Origin of the sequence: Hafnia alvei, assembly GCF_034424155.1 — a bacterium.
In the GTDB taxonomy this organism is placed as follows: Bacteria; Pseudomonadota; Gammaproteobacteria; order Enterobacterales; family Enterobacteriaceae; genus Hafnia; species Hafnia alvei.
In genome coordinates, this window is the sequence record NZ_CP139992.1 from 2,167,292 (window position 1) to 2,182,895 (window position 15,604).

Annotated in this window: 13 protein-coding genes and 3 tRNA genes; 4 read left to right on the forward strand and 12 right to left on the reverse strand. The window is 49.2% G+C overall.

Going from position 1 to position 15,604, the window contains the following annotated elements; genetic code table 11:
• Positions 1-54: 54 nt before the first annotated feature.
• Together sseA and U0008_RS10150 are read right to left on the reverse strand one after the other, a co-directional pair.
• Entirely contained in the window at positions 55-897 is an 843-nt protein-coding gene (gene sseA, locus U0008_RS10145) for a 3-mercaptopyruvate sulfurtransferase (protein WP_043493092.1), read from the reverse strand.
• A 184-nt stretch (positions 898-1,081) separates the two neighbouring features.
• Positions 1,082-1,624 (reverse strand): GNAT family N-acetyltransferase, encoded by a 543-nt coding sequence (locus U0008_RS10150; protein WP_025801225.1) that lies wholly within the window; start codon positions 1,622-1,624, stop codon positions 1,082-1,084.
• 347 nt (positions 1,625-1,971) lie between these two features.
• On the opposite strand from U0008_RS10150, the gene tyrR reads away from it, so the two are divergent.
• Complete coding sequence (gene tyrR / locus U0008_RS10155) at positions 1,972-3,558, forward strand: transcriptional regulator TyrR (RefSeq protein ID WP_025801226.1); 1,587 nt, start codon at positions 1,972-1,974, stop codon at positions 3,556-3,558.
• Between the two features lie 70 nt (positions 3,559-3,628).
• On the opposite strand, the gene tpx is transcribed toward tyrR, so the two are convergent.
• Entirely contained in the window at positions 3,629-4,132 is a 504-nt protein-coding gene (tpx, locus tag U0008_RS10160) for a thiol peroxidase (RefSeq protein WP_025801227.1), read from the reverse strand.
• A 288-nt stretch (positions 4,133-4,420) separates the two neighbouring features.
• Here tpx and ycjG point away from each other — a divergent pair, with 288 nt between their 5' ends.
• Positions 4,421-5,398 (forward strand): L-Ala-D/L-Glu epimerase, encoded by a 978-nt coding sequence (gene ycjG / locus U0008_RS10165; protein WP_043493093.1) that lies wholly within the window; start codon positions 4,421-4,423, stop codon positions 5,396-5,398.
• Positions 5,399-5,406: 8 nt separating this feature from the next.
• Here the strand turns inward: ycjG and mpaA are convergent, their stop codons facing one another.
• On the reverse strand, positions 5,407-6,126 hold the full coding sequence (mpaA, locus tag U0008_RS10170; protein ID WP_043493094.1) for a murein tripeptide amidase MpaA: 720 nt from the start codon (positions 6,124-6,126) through the stop codon (positions 5,407-5,409).
• Positions 6,127-6,388: 262 nt separating this feature from the next.
• On the opposite strand from mpaA, the gene U0008_RS10175 reads away from it, so the two are divergent.
• Positions 6,389-8,005: a peptide ABC transporter substrate-binding protein gene (locus U0008_RS10175; RefSeq protein WP_043493096.1), complete on the forward strand. Its 1,617-nt coding sequence runs from the start codon at positions 6,389-6,391 to the stop codon at positions 8,003-8,005.
• Here the strand turns inward: U0008_RS10175 and U0008_RS10180 are convergent.
• On the reverse strand, positions 7,995-8,921 hold the full coding sequence (locus U0008_RS10180; protein WP_227660089.1) for an MltF family protein: 927 nt from the start codon (positions 8,919-8,921) through the stop codon (positions 7,995-7,997). The genes U0008_RS10175 and U0008_RS10180 overlap by 11 nt on opposite strands.
• Positions 8,899-9,438 (reverse strand): transporter substrate-binding domain-containing protein, encoded by a 540-nt coding sequence (locus tag U0008_RS10185; RefSeq protein ID WP_226930220.1) that lies wholly within the window; start codon positions 9,436-9,438, stop codon positions 8,899-8,901. Before U0008_RS10185 ends, U0008_RS10180 begins: the two co-directional genes overlap by 23 nt.
• 382 nt (positions 9,439-9,820) lie before the next feature.
• Between U0008_RS10185 and U0008_RS10190 the strand changes: the two genes are divergently transcribed.
• The gene (locus U0008_RS10190; RefSeq protein ID WP_043493097.1) at positions 9,821-10,822 is read left to right on the forward strand and encodes a L,D-transpeptidase family protein; all 1,002 of its coding nucleotides are present in this window, start codon (positions 9,821-9,823) and stop codon (positions 10,820-10,822) included.
• A gap of 214 nt (positions 10,823-11,036) precedes the next feature.
• Here U0008_RS10190 and U0008_RS10195 read toward each other — a convergent pair whose 3' ends face one another.
• The 6 genes from U0008_RS10195 to U0008_RS10220 all read right to left on the reverse strand — a co-directional run bounded on the left by U0008_RS10195 (position 11,037) and on the right by U0008_RS10220 (position 15,354).
• The gene (locus tag U0008_RS10195) at positions 11,037-11,273 is read right to left on the reverse strand and encodes a major outer membrane lipoprotein (protein WP_025801233.1); all 237 of its coding nucleotides are present in this window, start codon (positions 11,271-11,273) and stop codon (positions 11,037-11,039) included.
• Positions 11,274-11,575: 302 nt separating this feature from the next.
• On the reverse strand, positions 11,576-12,988 hold the full coding sequence (gene pykF / locus U0008_RS10200; RefSeq protein WP_025801234.1) for a pyruvate kinase PykF: 1,413 nt from the start codon (positions 12,986-12,988) through the stop codon (positions 11,576-11,578).
• A gap of 545 nt (positions 12,989-13,533) precedes the next feature.
• Positions 13,534-13,610 (reverse strand) — tRNA-Val (locus tag U0008_RS10205).
• Positions 13,611-13,630: 20 nt separating this feature from the next.
• Positions 13,631-13,707 (reverse strand) — tRNA-Val (locus tag U0008_RS10210).
• A 20-nt stretch (positions 13,708-13,727) separates the two neighbouring features.
• Positions 13,728-13,804, reverse strand: a tRNA-Val gene (locus U0008_RS10215).
• 179 nt (positions 13,805-13,983) lie between these two features.
• Entirely contained in the window at positions 13,984-15,354 is a 1,371-nt protein-coding gene (locus U0008_RS10220) for an MATE family efflux transporter (protein ID WP_025801235.1), read from the reverse strand.
• Between the last annotated feature and the right edge of the window lie 250 nt (positions 15,355-15,604).

The following is a 15,604-nucleotide window of genomic DNA, read 5'->3' on the forward strand; positions in this document are numbered from 1 at the left end:
AGCGTTCATGGGCAGAATACAACGGCGGGTCATGTTGCATTCTGCCCAAGTTGACTAGCACTCAATGGGTAATTCGGGATTGGCTCCCCATTCGCTCCATGAACCATCATAAAGCGCCACGCCGTTAACCTGTAACGTGGTCAGCGCCAGAACCACCACCGCCGCGGTGACGCCTGAGCCACAGCTAACGATAATCGGTTGTTCAAAGCTCACGCCCGCAGCGGTAAAGATCGCTTTCAATTCTTGGTTTGATTTCAATTCCCCGTCTTTAACTAAGTCTCCCCACGGCACGTTGTGGCTGCCGGGAATATGACCTTGGCGTAGTCCCGCACGCGGCTCGGGGACTTCACCTTTAAACCGTGCAGCCGCGCGAGCATCAACGATTTGAGCGCTGTGAGTTTGTGTTGCTAGCAAAACATCGTTGGCGTTTTTAACCACGGTCGGGTCGAATTGAGCGCTAAAGGAGGCCGGTTTAGGCGTTGGCATCCCGCTTTCAAGCTCGTACCCCTGTGCTTTCCATTGATGAAAACCACCGGCTAAAATGGAAACCTTGTTTGCGCCAAAGGTGCGCAGCATCCACCACGCACGCGGGGCTGAGAACAGGTTTCCTTCGTCGTATACCACCAGATGTTTTTCCTGATTGACTCCCAACGCTTGCATATCAGCAGAGAATTTTTCAGCTGATGGCATCATGTGAGGGAGTGGGCTCGAGTGATCGGAGAGGGCATCAATATCAAAAAACAGCGCACCGGGGAGATGTGAAGCGATAAATTCGGCATGGATATCGCGCAGATTTTCTTGTCCAGCCGGAGGCATACGTGCGTCGATGAGCTGAATATCATCGTCGCTCAAATGAGCTGATAGCCAGTCGGCCGTAACGAAAAAGGTGTTTGTCATGGGGGATAACCATCCTTTTATAACCTTCATACTTGAAGCTGCTTTGGCATGGGCTACGCTGGTGCATCCAAATTACTTACGAGGGTAAGCTCATCGGATTTACTCACTTGCCGCCATAAATCAGCGCAAATTATTTGGGGTATAGTTAAATAAAATCTCATTGAAACAATATCTAAGCTGTTATTTATACCTCAAAAGCCACAAGGTGGTAATCTTTTCCATCGAAGCGAAAGCGTGTGACATCGCTCATGCCAAGTCCTTGAATGTGGGCAACGAGCGAGTGCGGATTATCGTCAGCGATAAAGGCCAAACCCGCGTCGTATTTTCCATGCATATGTGCTTTTACCGCAGTGAAAAGCTGGGAAAGCACGCCAGCGCCGCGAAAACGGCGCGAGATGCATACTGGCCCGTACAGAAAAGGGTTGAGTTCAGTCATCGGACGCTGATTAAGCGAATGGGTTTCGGTCTGTTCGAGCAGCGCATCAATCACCGGAGGATGTGGTTTGGCGCAGGTTGCAGTCATACAGACGAATCCGGCGACGGTTTTGCCTTCAACGGCAACTAAAATGCCCAGTTTGCTGTTGATGGCTTCAAGCTGGGCTCGGCTCATTTGTGAAACGATGTATCCCTGTTGGAGGTTTTCAGCATCCAGATTTTCAGGCGTGTTCAGTCGCTGAATTTCCAAAATGCTATCATAGTCTGCAGGGACGGCCTGACGGATGATCATATGCTGCACTTCCCCTATTTATATCTAAAATGTGTGATGAATAGGTGATAAGATTCTGCTGTCTAGATATGATGTTATTTGCATGATGCCTACTTTGGAGACAATTATATAGTCTGTTGTAACAATTGTTGAGGCGTCATTGCTCAAGTTTATAGTTAGCTAAGTTGTAAATCAGATATGACTGGCTGGATAACAATAGAAAGATCTGTCAACTTATACTGACAGTTACTGTTTCAGTTGTCGTACAATCACAATGATAGTCAACGTGATGTAGGGCAATTGGTTTTCTCTCGTGTATCTACACGTATGTTTTACACACCGTAATATGCAGATTAAGGTCAAAACTGATGCGCCTGGAAGTTTTTTGTGAAGACCGAATCGGCTTAACCCGAGAACTGCTGGATCTGCTGGCAGCGCGTAATATTGATTTGCGCGGGATTGAGATCGATACCATCGGTCGTATCTATTTGAATTTTAATGAACTTGACTTTGAAGTCTTCCGTCAGTTAATGGCAGAGATCCGCCGCATCAGCGGTGTCACCGACGTACGCACCGTGCCATACATGCCGTCAGAGCGTGAACACCGTGCTATGTGGGCGTTGCTAGAATCCTTGCCGGAGCCCGTTTTCTCTATTGATATGAAAGGGAAGGTTGAGCTGGCAAACCAAGCGGCGCTAACGCTGTTTGGTACCACAGAAGACAAGATCTGTAATCAAACCGCAGGTGGACTGATTGGCGGCTACAACTTTTTGCGTTGGTTGGAGAACGAAACCGTTGCTCCCCATGCCGAAAAAGTGGTTATTCGCGGTCAAGATTATCTGATGGATATCACGCCAATCTATCTGGGTGAAGAGCAGGGCGAAATGTCTGCCCCCGTGGGCGCGGTTGTGGTGTTGAAATCGGCGGTTCGCATTGGGCGTCAGCTGCAAAACCTCACGGTGAATGACGATAGCGAATTCGAACACATTATTGGTGTTAGCCCGAAAATGCGTCAGGTGCTCGAGCAGGCGCGTAAGCTCGCCATGTTAGACGCACCTTTGCTGATTGTGGGCGATACCGGTACCGGTAAAGATGTCCTGGCTCGCGCCTGTCATCTGCGTAGCCCACGCGGCAAACAGCCTTTCTTGGCATTGAACTGTGCCGCCTTGCCAGACGACGTGGCCGAGAGCGAACTGTTTGGCCACGCAGCGGGTGCTTATCCGAATGCGCTGGAAGGCAAAAAAGGCTTCTTTGAACAGGCCAACGGTGGCTCGGTATTGCTGGATGAAATCGGTGAGATGTCACCGCGTATGCAAACCAAACTGCTACGTTTCCTCAACGACGGCACATTCCGCCGCGTGGGTGAAGAGCACGAGGTGAGCGTAGACGTTCGCGTTATCTGTGCGACGCAGAAAAACCTGATCGATCTGGTGCAGCGCGGATTGTTCCGTGAGGATCTTTATTATCGCCTTAACGTCTTGACGTTGAATCTGCCGCCACTGCGCGAACGTACGCAGGATATCATGCCGTTGACCGAGCTGTTTGTCTCGCGCTTTGCCGATGAGCAAGGGATGCCAAGACCGCGTTTAGCACCTGAGTTGAACGCGTTCCTTAGCCAGTACGGCTGGCCGGGCAACGTTCGTCAGTTGAAGAATGCGATCTATCGTGCGTTAACCCAGCTCGAGGGCTATGAGCTGCGTCCACAAGACGTTGTTCTGCCAGAGTTTGAAGCTGAAATGGCGTTGGGTGACGAAGTGCTGGACGGTTCGCTGGATGATATTTGCAAGCGCTTCGAGCGTTCGGTGCTAACTCGTTTGTACCGCAACTATCCAAGCACGCGTAAGCTAGCAAAACGTTTAGGCGTATCGCATACCGCGATTGCCAATAAACTCCGCGAGTATGGCCTTAGCAGTCGGCGTCATGTGGAAACTCACCCAGACGCAGAAGAGAACTAAAAAAACGCGGTGCTGAATTCAGCACCGCGTTTTTGTTTCTATCGTGACTACAATAAATATCGCAACAGAATTACTTCAGAGAAGCTAATGCCGCATCGTAGTTTGGCTCTTCGGTGATTTCGTTCACCAGTTGGCTGTAGACCACGTTGTCGTTGCCGTCTAAAACGACCACGGCACGCGCGGTTAAACCGGCCAATGGGCCATCGGTAATGGCGACGCCGTAATCATGCTTGAAGTCGCCACCACGCAGGGTCGACAGTGTGATGACGTTGTTCAGACCTTCAGCGCCGCAGAAGCGAGACTGAGCGAAAGGAAGGTCGGCCGAAATGCACAGCACAACGGCGTTATCAGTCTGGCTTGCCAGCTGGTTGAATTTTCGCACTGATGCTGCGCAAACGCCGGTATCAATGCTTGGGAAGATATTCAGGATTTTACGTTTACCAGCCAGACTTGCCAGATCAACATCGGAAAGGTCTTTGGCTACCAGTTTGAAAGGTTTGGCTTTATCGCCAGCCTGAGGGATTTTACCGGCTACGTGTACTGGGTTGCCTTGAAAATGAACTGTCTGCGTCATTATGGTATTTCCTATTACAGTTGGTTAACACGAACTAGAGTTTACGCTAACACGATGGCCTTGAATATACGAACAATTTTAAATATCTACGTATACCCTTCATATTTCATGCTGCATTTTTGTTAGCTGCATTCGCACACCCGAGTCACTTACATCAGTAAGCTCATCGGGATGCGCTCACTTGCTGCCTCAATGCAACATGAACTATTTTGGGTATAACATTATGATGTTTTTGGCTAATACTTCACCTATCCGCATTCTGCCTTTTATTAGCGCTAAGGAATAAGCATGAAAACAATGCGTTTTTATTCAGAAGTTTGGCCTTTGCATACTCCCTTTGTGATTGCTCGGGGCAGCCGAACAGAAGCTTACGTTGTCGTCGTTGAAATTGAGCAAGACGGCGTGGTTGGCGTCGGGGAATGTACGCCCTATGCGCGCTATGACGAAAGCGTTGACTCTGTGCTGGCGCAGCTTGCGTCGGTGAAGTCCGCCATTGAGAACGGCCTTGATCGCCGAGAGTTATTAGCGCGGTTACCCGCAGGCGCGGCGCGGAATGCGGTTGACTGTGCGCTATGGGATCTAGTGTGTAAGCAAACTAACACTACGTTGTGGGAACAGTGCAACGTGCCACAGCCAGAACGTATTGTGATGGCGCAGACCGTCTCGATTGGATCGCCGGAACAGATGGCCTCCACCGCGCTTTCTTTATTTCAGAAGGGTGCGACGTTGCTGAAAATCAAGCTCGACGATCATCTTATTACTGAACGATTGATGGCGATCCGAGCCGCTGTACCCGAGATGACGTTAATCGTTGATGCCAATGAATCTTGGCAGGCCGAAGGACTAGCGGCGCGCTGTCAGCTGTTGGCCGATGTTGGCGTGGTGATGCTGGAGCAGCCTTTACCCGCGAATCAAGACGAGGCGCTGGCTCATTTCATTCATCCCTTACCGATTTGCGCAGATGAAAGCTGTCATACCCGCGATGACTTTGCCGCGCTGAAAGGTCGCTATGACATGATAAACATCAAACTGGATAAAACCGGTGGTCTGACGGAGGCACTAGCGCTGCGTTCATTAGCGCAGAAAGAGGGCATGGCGATTATGCTGGGTTGCATGATTTGCACCTCTCGCGCCATTCGTGCGGCTTTGCCGCTAGCTCCAGCAGCAAAATTCGTGGATTTTGATGGCCCCACATGGCTGGCGCACGATGCAAGCCCTGCGCTGAACTTCAGCTGTGGTGGCATTCAGCTTAAAGTGCCTGCGTAAAACGCGGGTTATAGATCGTAATCGATCAGCGCCAGCAGTGCTGGAAGGTATTTTTCGCTGGCGAGGTCGGCTGAAATCGCCGGTAGCTCAAGCGTAATGCAGGGCAGGCTGAGGTCGGCACACCAGCTGCCAAATGAGCCCGGTGTTTCATATCCGACGTTGCTCACTAAAGGCAGTTCAAAATCGGCGGAAAGTTGCTGCCCGAGCAGCGTTTGGTGCGGATCCTCCACACAGGCGAGAGGCTCATGCAATGAAACGACCCACGCCGGTTTCAAACGGTGAATCAGCTGGCAGAGCGCCTGCGTTTCGGGTTCTGAGCCTGCGGCGTCGCCGCTGGATAGCCTAACATCTCTTTCGCTGCTGGCGCTGTTCCAGCGATACACGCTATGGCCGGGTAGCCAGTTAGCCGCAGGAAAATTGCGATTGAGATCCACGCCAGCAGAGTTTGCTCGCAATCCTAGCTGACAGCCATCGGGGTTGACCGCCAAAATGACATGGTGACGTTGCTGCATCGGCTGGAGACTGCGCAACGCACAGGATAAGGCGATGACTGCGGTAGTTTCGTCACCGTGGGTGCCAGCAATAATCAGCCCCGTATCACGATCGGGCTGCACGGCGGGGAAATAAAGCAGCGGTGCGCCCAGCAACGAATGTCCATAGGTGACCGCCGTCGCGCTAATTTGGCCACGTTCGGAGCGAGGGCGGATCTGTTTTACACCATTTCCCATGCAACAGTTTTCCCGTAATAGTAGAATAATGCCGTCATACTTGAAGCTGCATCCGTGCTCGCTTTCTGCTTGGATGTAACTCCAATTATTTGGGTCTAAGTCTGAATAATTTCCGTCTGTTAACCTTCTTATTAAGGCACACTTTTTGACCTCAGAAAACGTTCGCAACGACAAAAATAAACGAGCGTGGGGAATAACGGTGTCTGGGATTAGGGAATGCTGCCGGCCGTGCCAATGATTTTGGATATATAGGGTTCTATTTATGCATCTTTTTCGTATTACTGCATTATCCGCATTGATTGCTTCGGGGTTCGTTTCTGCGCAGGCCGCGCAGGTTCCTGCGGGAACCGTTTTGGCTGAAAAACAAGAGATTGTTCGTCATATTAAAGATGAACCGGCTTCGCTAGATCCGGCAAAGGTGGTGGGATTACCCGAGGCGCAGGTGGCGCGAGATCTGTTTGAAGGATTGGTTAATCAGGGCGCGGACGGCAAGCCAACGCCCGGCGTGGCTCAGAGTTGGCAAACGACCGATAATAAACGCTATGTGTTTAAGCTACGTGAGAACGCTAAGTGGTCGAACGGCGATCCGGTAACGGCCTATGACTTCGTCTATAGCTGGCAGCGTTTAGTGAATCCTAAAACGCTGTCGCCGTTTGCTTGGTTTGCGCAAATGGCGGGTATTGCCAATGCCGAAGGCATTATTAGCGGCCAAGTGCCGGTACAAAAATTAGGTGTCGCTGCGCCGGATTCGCATACGCTGGTGGTTCAGCTGAATAAGCCCGTCCCGTTCTTCGTAAACTTATTGGCTAATTTTAGTTTGTTCCCCGTACCGCAAAAAACCATCGAAAGATACGGTAACGATTGGACTAAGCCAGAGAATTTGGTGGGTAACGGCGCATACGCCATGCAGGAGCGGGTGGTTAACGAAAAAATTGTGTTAAAACCTAATCCGTATTATTGGGATCATAAAAATACCGTCATCACTAAAGTGACGTTTATCCCGATTAATCAAGAGTCTGCGGCAACCAAGCGCTATCTGGCAGGGGATATTGATATCACAGAATCCTTCCCTAAAAACATGTATCACAAATTAATGAAGGATATTCCCGAGCAGGTCTATACGCCGGACCAGTTAGGCACCTATTACTACGCCTTTAACACGCAAAAAGCGCCGCTCAATGATGCTCGCGTGCGTAGAGCACTCTCGTACGCCATCGACAGACAGATTATTGCCGAGAAAGTATTAGGTACCGGTGAGAAGCCTGCCTATCATTTAACGCCAGATGTAACCGCAGGATTCGAGCCTGTACCGCTGGCTATTCAGAAAATGACGCAGGCTGAACGCAACAAACAAGCGAAAGCATGGCTGAAAGAAGCAGGCTATGGGCCGAATAAGCCGTTAAAGCTCACCTTGCTGTACAACACCTCAGAGAACCACCAGAAAATTGCGATCGCGGTGGCTTCCATGTGGAAAAAGTCGTTGGGTGCACAGGTCAAACTGACTAATCAGGAGTGGAAAACCTATATCGATAGCCGCAACACCGGCAAATTTGATGTGGTTCGTGCGTCTTGGGTGGGAGACTACAATGAAGCATCGACATTCTTGACGCTGTTGACGTCGACCCATAACGGCAATATCGCTAAATTTAACAGCCCGGGATACGACAAACTATTAAAACAGGCCAGCGAGGAAACCGACGCCGGTAAACGTAACGCAGATTACGCGCAGGCCGAGCAAATTTTGGCCGACCAAGCACCGATTGCGCCGATCTATCAATACACCAATGGCCGCTTAATTAAGCCTTGGGTGAAGGGCTATCCGATTACTAACCCTGAAGATGTCGCCTATAGCCAGACGATGTACATCATTAAGCACTAGGTTGGCTGGGAGCAGGCGGAACGGCCTGCTCTTTCTTCTGTTGTTGCTGCTTGATGAGGGTATAAGCAACGTAATATTTGAAAATATTACTCACGTACTGCACCGTTTCATTGCCTATTTTCAATTGCGCCACGCGCTCCACGTTATTAAACCAGCGGTTAGGATCAAGCCCCATCAGCTTGGCCTGTTTTCTCAGTTTTTCTATCTTCGCAGGCCCGGCATTGTAGGCCGCAAAAGTGAAGAGCATCTTATTGAGTTCATCCATTGGCTGATCGGCAAAATAACGGTCTTGCATAAAACGGATATATTTAATTCCCGCATTGACATTAGGCTCTGCCAATGAAATATCGCCGACTTTAAGATCTTTTCCCGTGCTGGGAAGGATCTGCATGATGCCAATCGCGCCGCTATGGCTACGTTTGCTTTGGTCGAGCTGTGACTCTTGATAACCCTGTGACACCATCAGCAGCCAGTCTACGCTGTATTCCTGTCCATACTTTTGGAATATGGTCGTGAGCTGGTTGAATTTAGCGATCTCTTTTTCTGATGTGGCACTTTTTACCCACTTAACGCTGCGCAAATATTTATAAACCTGCTGGTTGCCAAACGATGTGCCTAATTTATGCGCTTTACAAAACGGATTAAGAACGGCGAGCAGCTGCGGTGAATTTTTGCGAACGGCTAAGGCAATATTACCATCGGTTCGTAATGAGAATTGATCGTAGGTTACTAGATTGGGATAGATCTTCTGCCAGAGCAAAGCGAGATAGCGGTCAACGACGGTGTAACCCGCCAGATTCGCATTCACCATTTCTAAAATATCTTCAGGCTCTAGATTGCCCGGTGCATTAATGACTTCAACCGGCGCCAGCTTGTTGCTGATTAAATGTTGATTAAGCTGCGCAATACTTTGCACATAGCTGGTGGACGGGATTGATAAAGACGCTTTTTCCCGCTAAATCATCTCGCGTTGTGAGTGTCGGTTGAAGTTTATTGGCCACAATCACTTCATGCACGCCGCTGGCTAGCGGTAGGGCGAAATCAACCTGCTGTTGGCGCTCTGGTGTAATGGTGAGGTTTGCGGCAATCAGATCGCCTTTGCCCGCCAATAAATCAGGGATCAGCCTATCGCGTGAGGTGGGGATGACGACGATATGGATCTTTTTGTCGGGTTTGATGCCGTTATTTAGCGTTTTATCAAACTGTTGCATCAGCTCAACCATCAGCCCACGCGGGGTGCCTTGGTTATCCAAAAAATAGAAAGTTTTGCTGTAGGGGATCAAAACGCGAATGATCCTGCGCTGTTGCATGGCATCGAAATCACCATAGACAGAATTGATGGTGGTAGGAAGCGAAAGGGTTTTGCTCGGCGCTGCGTGGCTCGCAGTGCCAATGAAGAAGAGAGCAATGAGTAAAAATAGGCAGCGCACCATATTTCCACCTGAATATTTCCACCCGGTTCGGGGACGTGAAAGAAGGATGGGCGAGAAGTCGCGCAATTTGATTAATTATAGTTGCTGGGAAATGGGGTGCGGTTTTTTTGTGCAGGATACATCACGAGTGTGCAGCGAAGAGCAGATCAATCTTATTCACGAAGGTTAATTTTTTGTGCATATTAGCAGCGAAACCGTTAACAAACTGAAATATATAGTAAAAATATTTTAGTAACGCATTGATTTACTGGCATTTAAATTGCCTTTTCCTCTCTGGCTGTTAGTATAACTGGTGTTTATAAAACGGGCAGTTCTACAGCCTTGTACAATTAATTAATTATCCTTCGGCCTGAAGGATAACTGATAAGACTGGGAATCAAGCATGAAGCGTGCACTACCTCTTGTAACTATGTTGCTTTCGGTATGGATGGCAGGGACGTCTGTCGCCAATGCAACCGAATACCCTTTGCCGCCGCCAGACAGCCGTTTGATTGGCGAAAACACCACCTTTACCGTACAGAATAATGGTAAACCGCTAGAGGATGTTGCCGCGCGCTTCCAAATCGGGTTGCTAGGGATGTTGGAAGCTAACCCTGGCGTAGATCCTTACTTGCCGAAACCGGGTACGGTGCTGACGATTCCGACTCAGATGCTGTTACCGGATGCCCCACGTGAGGGTATCGTCATTAATTTGGCTGAAATGCGTTTGTTCTACTACCCGAAAGGCCAGAGCAAGGTGGTGGTTTATCCGATTGGTATTGGTCAGCTAGGGCGAAATACGCCAGAAATGGTGACCAGCGTTTCTCAGCCGATTGCTAACCCAACGTGGACGCCAACGGCCAATATCCGCAAGCATTACAAAGCCGAGGGTATCACGCTGCCTGCTGTGGTCCCTGCTGGCCCTGAAAACCCGATGGGGTTGTTCGCGCTACGCCTATCCGCACAGGGTGGGGTTTATCTGATTCACGGTACTAATGCTAATTTCGGTATTGGCATGCGCGTTAGCTCTGGTTGTATCCGCCTGCGTCCTGACGACATCGAAGCATTATTTAAAACCGTTCCGAAAGGAACGCGCGTGCAGATCGTGAATGCACCCGTGAAGGTGTCGGTGGAGCCCGATGGCAAGCGCTATGTAGAAGTGCACCAGCCGCTATCGCGCACTGAGAAAGACGATCCACAAACGATGCATATTGCGCTAAAACCAGCAGCGAAGAAGTTTGCTGACAGCCAGCTAACCGATCGTTTGGTGTTTGACGAGGCTGTGAAGCGCCGTTCAGGTATGCCGGTGATTGTGAACCATGGTCAGGAAGTGAAATCAGAGCCTGAAACGAACGCAGTGAAGATTACGCAAGCTAAGGCAACTTCGACTAGCGCCACAGAGTAAAAACTCACAGCGAGCGTTGAGCGCAGTCTCACATTATTTAAAAGGGATGCCGCAAGGTGTCCTTTTTTTATTGCTGCGATGTAAGAAGGTTCTGGGCTGATCTTAAAAAAACGGGCTAAAGGCAAGTCGGCGAAGAGAAGGGCGGGAAAGGGCGGAATTGAGAGATAAAAAAAGGCGCACCGAAGTGCGCCTTTATTACATGACTCAAGAAATATTATTTCTTGTATTTAGTAGCCATGTTGTCCAGACGCTGGTTAGCGCGTGCTGCGTCGTCTTTAGCAGTCTGAACGTCAGCGCGCATTGCGTTAACGTCGTTGCTCAGCTGATCAACTTTGGTGTTCAGAGTCTGAACATCAGTAGACAGTTGGTCGATTTTAGCATTGCTTGAACAACCAGCCAGCATAGTAGAAGCCAGGATTACTGCGCCCAGTACCAGTTTAGTACGATTCATTATAAAACCCTCTAGATTGAGTTAATCTCCATGTAGCGTTACAAGTATTACACAAACTATTTTCTAAAGAGAATAAATTTTTCGTACTAAATCGCTTTATTTTGATCGTTCGCTCAAAGAAACGCCTTCTTTTGCCAAAAGGTTAAAAAAAGGAGAGAAAACAGGTCATTTCTATTGGATTCATCTTATTTGATTTGAAAATTAATTATATTAATAATACGAATTCAAGAGGAAAAAATGCTGTACAAATGTAAAAAAAAAGCGCCGGAAACCGGCGCTTGATATATTGAGAATAAATGCTATTACAGAACGTGCACGGAAGCGGTGTTGGTGGTGCCGCTGGAAACCAGTGCGCCAGAAACCATAACCACGATGTCGCCTTTCTGAGCCAGTCCACTTTCAACCGCAACTTCTTTACCGATACGGTAGAAATCGTCAGTAGAAGCGATCTCTTTAACCAGCATAGGAACCACGCCTTTGCTCAGGATCAGCTGGCGAGCGGTAACTGGGTTAGTGGTCAGAGCCAAGATCATCGCATCTGGGAAGTATTTACGAACGGCTTTCGCAGATTTACCACCGGCAGTCGCAACTACGATCAGTGGAGCGTCCAGTTTTTCAGCAGTTTCTACTGCGCCACGGCAAACGGCTTCGGTGATGCGCAGTTTACGGCTGTCGTGCAGAGTATCAATACGGCTCTGCATCACGCGGTCAGTACGCTCACAGATGGTTGCCATGATGCTAACGGCTTCAAGCGGGTATTTACCCTTAGCACTTTCACCAGACAGCATCACTGCGTCAGTACCGTCTAGAATGGCGTTAGCCACGTCGCCTGCTTCTGCGCGGGTTGGACGTGGGTTTTTGATCATGGAATCGAGCATCTGAGTTGCAGTGATAACAACTTTACGTGCACGGTTACATTTTTCGATCATCATTTTCTGAGCGAAAATAACTTCTTCAACTGGGATTTCAACGCCCAGGTCACCACGAGCAACCATGATGCCGTCAGAAGCTTCCAGAATTTCGTCGAAGTTGTTCAGACCTTCTTGGTTTTCGATCTTAGAGATGATCTGAATGTTTTCGCCGCCGTGGGCTTTCAGGTGCTCACGGATTTCCATCACGTCAGAACGTTTACGGATGAATGAAGCCGCAACGAAATCAACGCCTTGCTCGCAACCGAATACTAGGTCACGTTTGTCTTTTTCAGCCAGCGCTGGCAGTTGGATAGAAACGCCTGGCAGGTTAACGCCTTTGTTTTCGCCCAGATCGCCTGCGTTCAGAACTTTACATACCACTTCAGTTTCTGAAACTTCGATGACTTCCATACCGATCAAGCCATCGTCAACCAGAACGGTGTTGCCGATTTTCAGGTCAGCAGCGAAGCCAGGGTAGGTAACAGCAACACGGCTGGTGTTGCCGATAACGCTCTGATCAGTGGTGAAAGTGAAAGTCTGACCAGCGGTCAGCGCAGCGTCTTTGCCGCCTTCCAGTTTCATAGTACGGATTTCTGGACCTTTAGTGTCCAGCAGGATTGCAGCTTTCTTGCCGGTTTTTTCCATAACAGCGCGGATGTTTTTGATGCGCTGTCCGTGTTCTTCATAATCACCGTGGGAGAAGTTAAGACGCATAACGTTCATGCCTGCGGTCAGCATGTTGTTCAGCATTTCTTCGGATTCGGTCTTAGGACCGATGGTGCATACAATTTTGGTCTTTTTCATGAAGTTTAATTTCTGCAAGTTGTGATGGATTGAAAAAACAGAGTGCTCAAGGCATTGCCGTGAGCAAGAGATGAAGCCGATAAAACGATGTTGCTTAAAAGGTTAACGTTGCCTAAAAATTTGAACGTCGGTAATCGGGATGTAGAAACACTACTAAGAATAGATGACAGCTGGGGGATGGATGCGGAAAAGTGTTCTCCGCGTTTAAGAATTGATAAGCGCGAAAGCATATATGAGTTGTAGTTTGCGTAGCGACAGATCAAGGGCTGAAACCATTCAATTGAAATGACGTTTCGTATTATACGGTCTTAGTATCGGAAATGACAACGAATTTGCCCAAATCAACACGTGATTAGTTAAAAAAACGCCGATTGCTGCGCAAATGTAACAAATCCATTGCGTTTGTTGCGCAACAAATGAAAAGAGCCTGCGAGCGATATTTAGACTAGCAATGCGTTGATAAAATCAGTAATAAAGAATGATTAGAGCGTTTAGCGAGGTAGGACAGGGATAGGTTTTAGATAGAAGATGATACAGAGATTGAATGGTGCGTCCGAGTGAACTCGAATCACCGACCCCCACCATGTCAAGGTGGTGCTCTAACCAACTGAGCTACGGACGCATCGAAGAATCTCTTAAGAATGGTGCGTCCGAGTGAACTCGAATCACCGACCCCCACCATGTCAAGGTGGTGCTCTAACCAACTGAGCTACGGACGCAACGAAGAATTTCTTAAGAATGGTGCGTCCGAGTGAACTCGAATCACCGACCCCCACCATGTCAAGGTGGTGCTCTAACCAACTGAGCTACGGACGCATCCTGAACTGCTTTGTTAGCACGTAAGCCGTGCCAGACAACGGGGACGAATATTAACGGCACATGACACGGCTGGCAAGGGGGATTGCCAAAAATTCCTCTTAAATTCACACGATTGCTGATGATATGCGCATCTGGGTGAAAAAAACGGCATCTAGGATGCCGTTGAATAAGAGTGATTAACGCGCTGCGCGCTGCAAGATCCACGCGGCTGGCTGATTTTGTAGCCAGCGAATACGCAGCGCCATCATGATGGCGGCCGAGGTTAGGCCGATAATAAAGCCTGTCCAGAAGCCGCTTGGCCCCATTGCAGGAACGATATAGTCGGTCAGCGCCAGCACATAGCCGGTTGGCAGCCCCAAAATCCAGTATGCCGTGAAAGTAATAAAGAAAATCGAACGCGTATCTTTATAACCACGCAGCACACCGCTACCGATAACCTGAACCGAATCGGAAATCTGATAAATTGCCGCCAGCAGCATGAGGTGCGATGCCATGGTGATAACTTCAGGGTTGTCGTTGTAGAGCAGGGCAATAGGCTCGCGGAAGATAACGGTGAAAATAGCGGTACATGCCGCCATCGTCATGCCCACGGCAATACTGGTTCGCGCCGCGACCTTCGCATTTTCTGCCGAGCCTTCGCCTAACCGGTAACCCACGCGAATAGTGGCCGCTACGCCGAGTGACATCGGCAATACAAACATCAGCGAGCTGAAGTTCAGTGCAATTTGATGGCCCGCGACGGAAACGATACCCAGCGGTGAAACCAGCAAAGCGACAACGGCAAACAGCGTTACTTCGAAAAACAGCGCTAAAGCAACCGGCATACCGATATTAATCAGACGATGGATCGTTGCCCACTGCGGGGCTTCCATGCCTTTTTGGCGTAAATCGCGCAGGCTGGATGAATGACGAACATACCAGCGCATAATGAAATACATCACCCAATACACGCTACCCGTGGCCACGCCGCAGCCGACGCCGCCCAGCGCTGGAGCGCCTAATTTCCCGTAGATGAAAATGTAGTTAATCGGGATGTTGACCAACAGACCGATGAAACCAATGACCATGCCCGGTTTGGTTTTCGACAGGCCTTCGCACTGATTACGTAGTACCTGGAAGAACAAATACCCCGGCGCGCCCCACATAATCGCGTGCAGGTAGCCTATGGCTTTGCTCGACAAATCATGATCGATGTTATGCATCATATCGATGATATGTTTGGAATTATAAAGCACTACGATGATTAAAACCGACACGCCAAACGCCAGCCAGAAGCCTTGTCGCACCTGATGCTCAATTTTATCGCGGCGACCCGCGCCGTTTAGCTGAGCAATGACCGGAGTTAAAGCCAGCAGCAAACCGTGGCCAAACAAAATAGCCGGTAGCCAAATGGAGGTCCCAACGGCAACGGCCGCCATATCTGTGGCGCTAACGCCGCCTGCCATGATGGTGTCAACAAAACCCATGGCCGTTTGTGAAACCTGCGCAATGATAACGGGAATAGCCAGAGCTAATAAGCTACGCGCTTCTATCCAATACTTCTGCACGTATACACCTTTTTATTTTAAATGAGAGAGAAAACAGACAAGTAAACGCCTCTTCGCGGAAAGTCCTAAAGAGGGTAACGCGATACTCAGCAATCCGATCGCCGATGTGGCGTCAAACGTGAAGAGTATAAACAGAGAGTGAACGATTCTACCTGCAGATACAGCACAAGAGAATGAAAAGTGTAGTTGATGAGTCGGGTATATGCTGTTTTTTAGCGGCTGGATTTGGTTTTATCTAGGGTTTGCGGCA

Excerpts from the sequence above, each read along its gene's own strand:
- sseA (WP_043493092.1), bottom strand. The coding sequence starts at position 897 with ATGACAAACACCTTTTTCGTTACGGCCGACTGGCTATCAGCTCATTTG.
- U0008_RS10150 (WP_025801225.1), bottom strand. The coding sequence starts at position 1,624 with ATGATCATCCGTCAGGCCGTCCCTGCAGACTATGATAGCATTTTGGAA.
- tyrR (WP_025801226.1), top strand. The coding sequence starts at position 1,972 with ATGCGCCTGGAAGTTTTTTGTGAAGACCGAATCGGCTTAACCCGAGAA.
- tpx (WP_025801227.1), bottom strand. The coding sequence starts at position 4,132 with ATGACGCAGACAGTTCATTTTCAAGGCAACCCAGTACACGTAGCCGGT.
- ycjG (WP_043493093.1), top strand. The coding sequence starts at position 4,421 with ATGAAAACAATGCGTTTTTATTCAGAAGTTTGGCCTTTGCATACTCCC.
- mpaA (WP_043493094.1), bottom strand. The coding sequence starts at position 6,126 with ATGGGAAATGGTGTAAAACAGATCCGCCCTCGCTCCGAACGTGGCCAA.
- U0008_RS10175 (WP_043493096.1), top strand. The coding sequence starts at position 6,389 with ATGCATCTTTTTCGTATTACTGCATTATCCGCATTGATTGCTTCGGGG.
- U0008_RS10185 (WP_226930220.1), bottom strand. The coding sequence starts at position 9,438 with ATGGTGCGCTGCCTATTTTTACTCATTGCTCTCTTCTTCATTGGCACT.
- U0008_RS10190 (WP_043493097.1), top strand. The coding sequence starts at position 9,821 with ATGAAGCGTGCACTACCTCTTGTAACTATGTTGCTTTCGGTATGGATG.
- U0008_RS10195 (WP_025801233.1), bottom strand. The coding sequence starts at position 11,273 with ATGAATCGTACTAAACTGGTACTGGGCGCAGTAATCCTGGCTTCTACT.
- pykF (WP_025801234.1), bottom strand. The coding sequence starts at position 12,988 with ATGAAAAAGACCAAAATTGTATGCACCATCGGTCCTAAGACCGAATCC.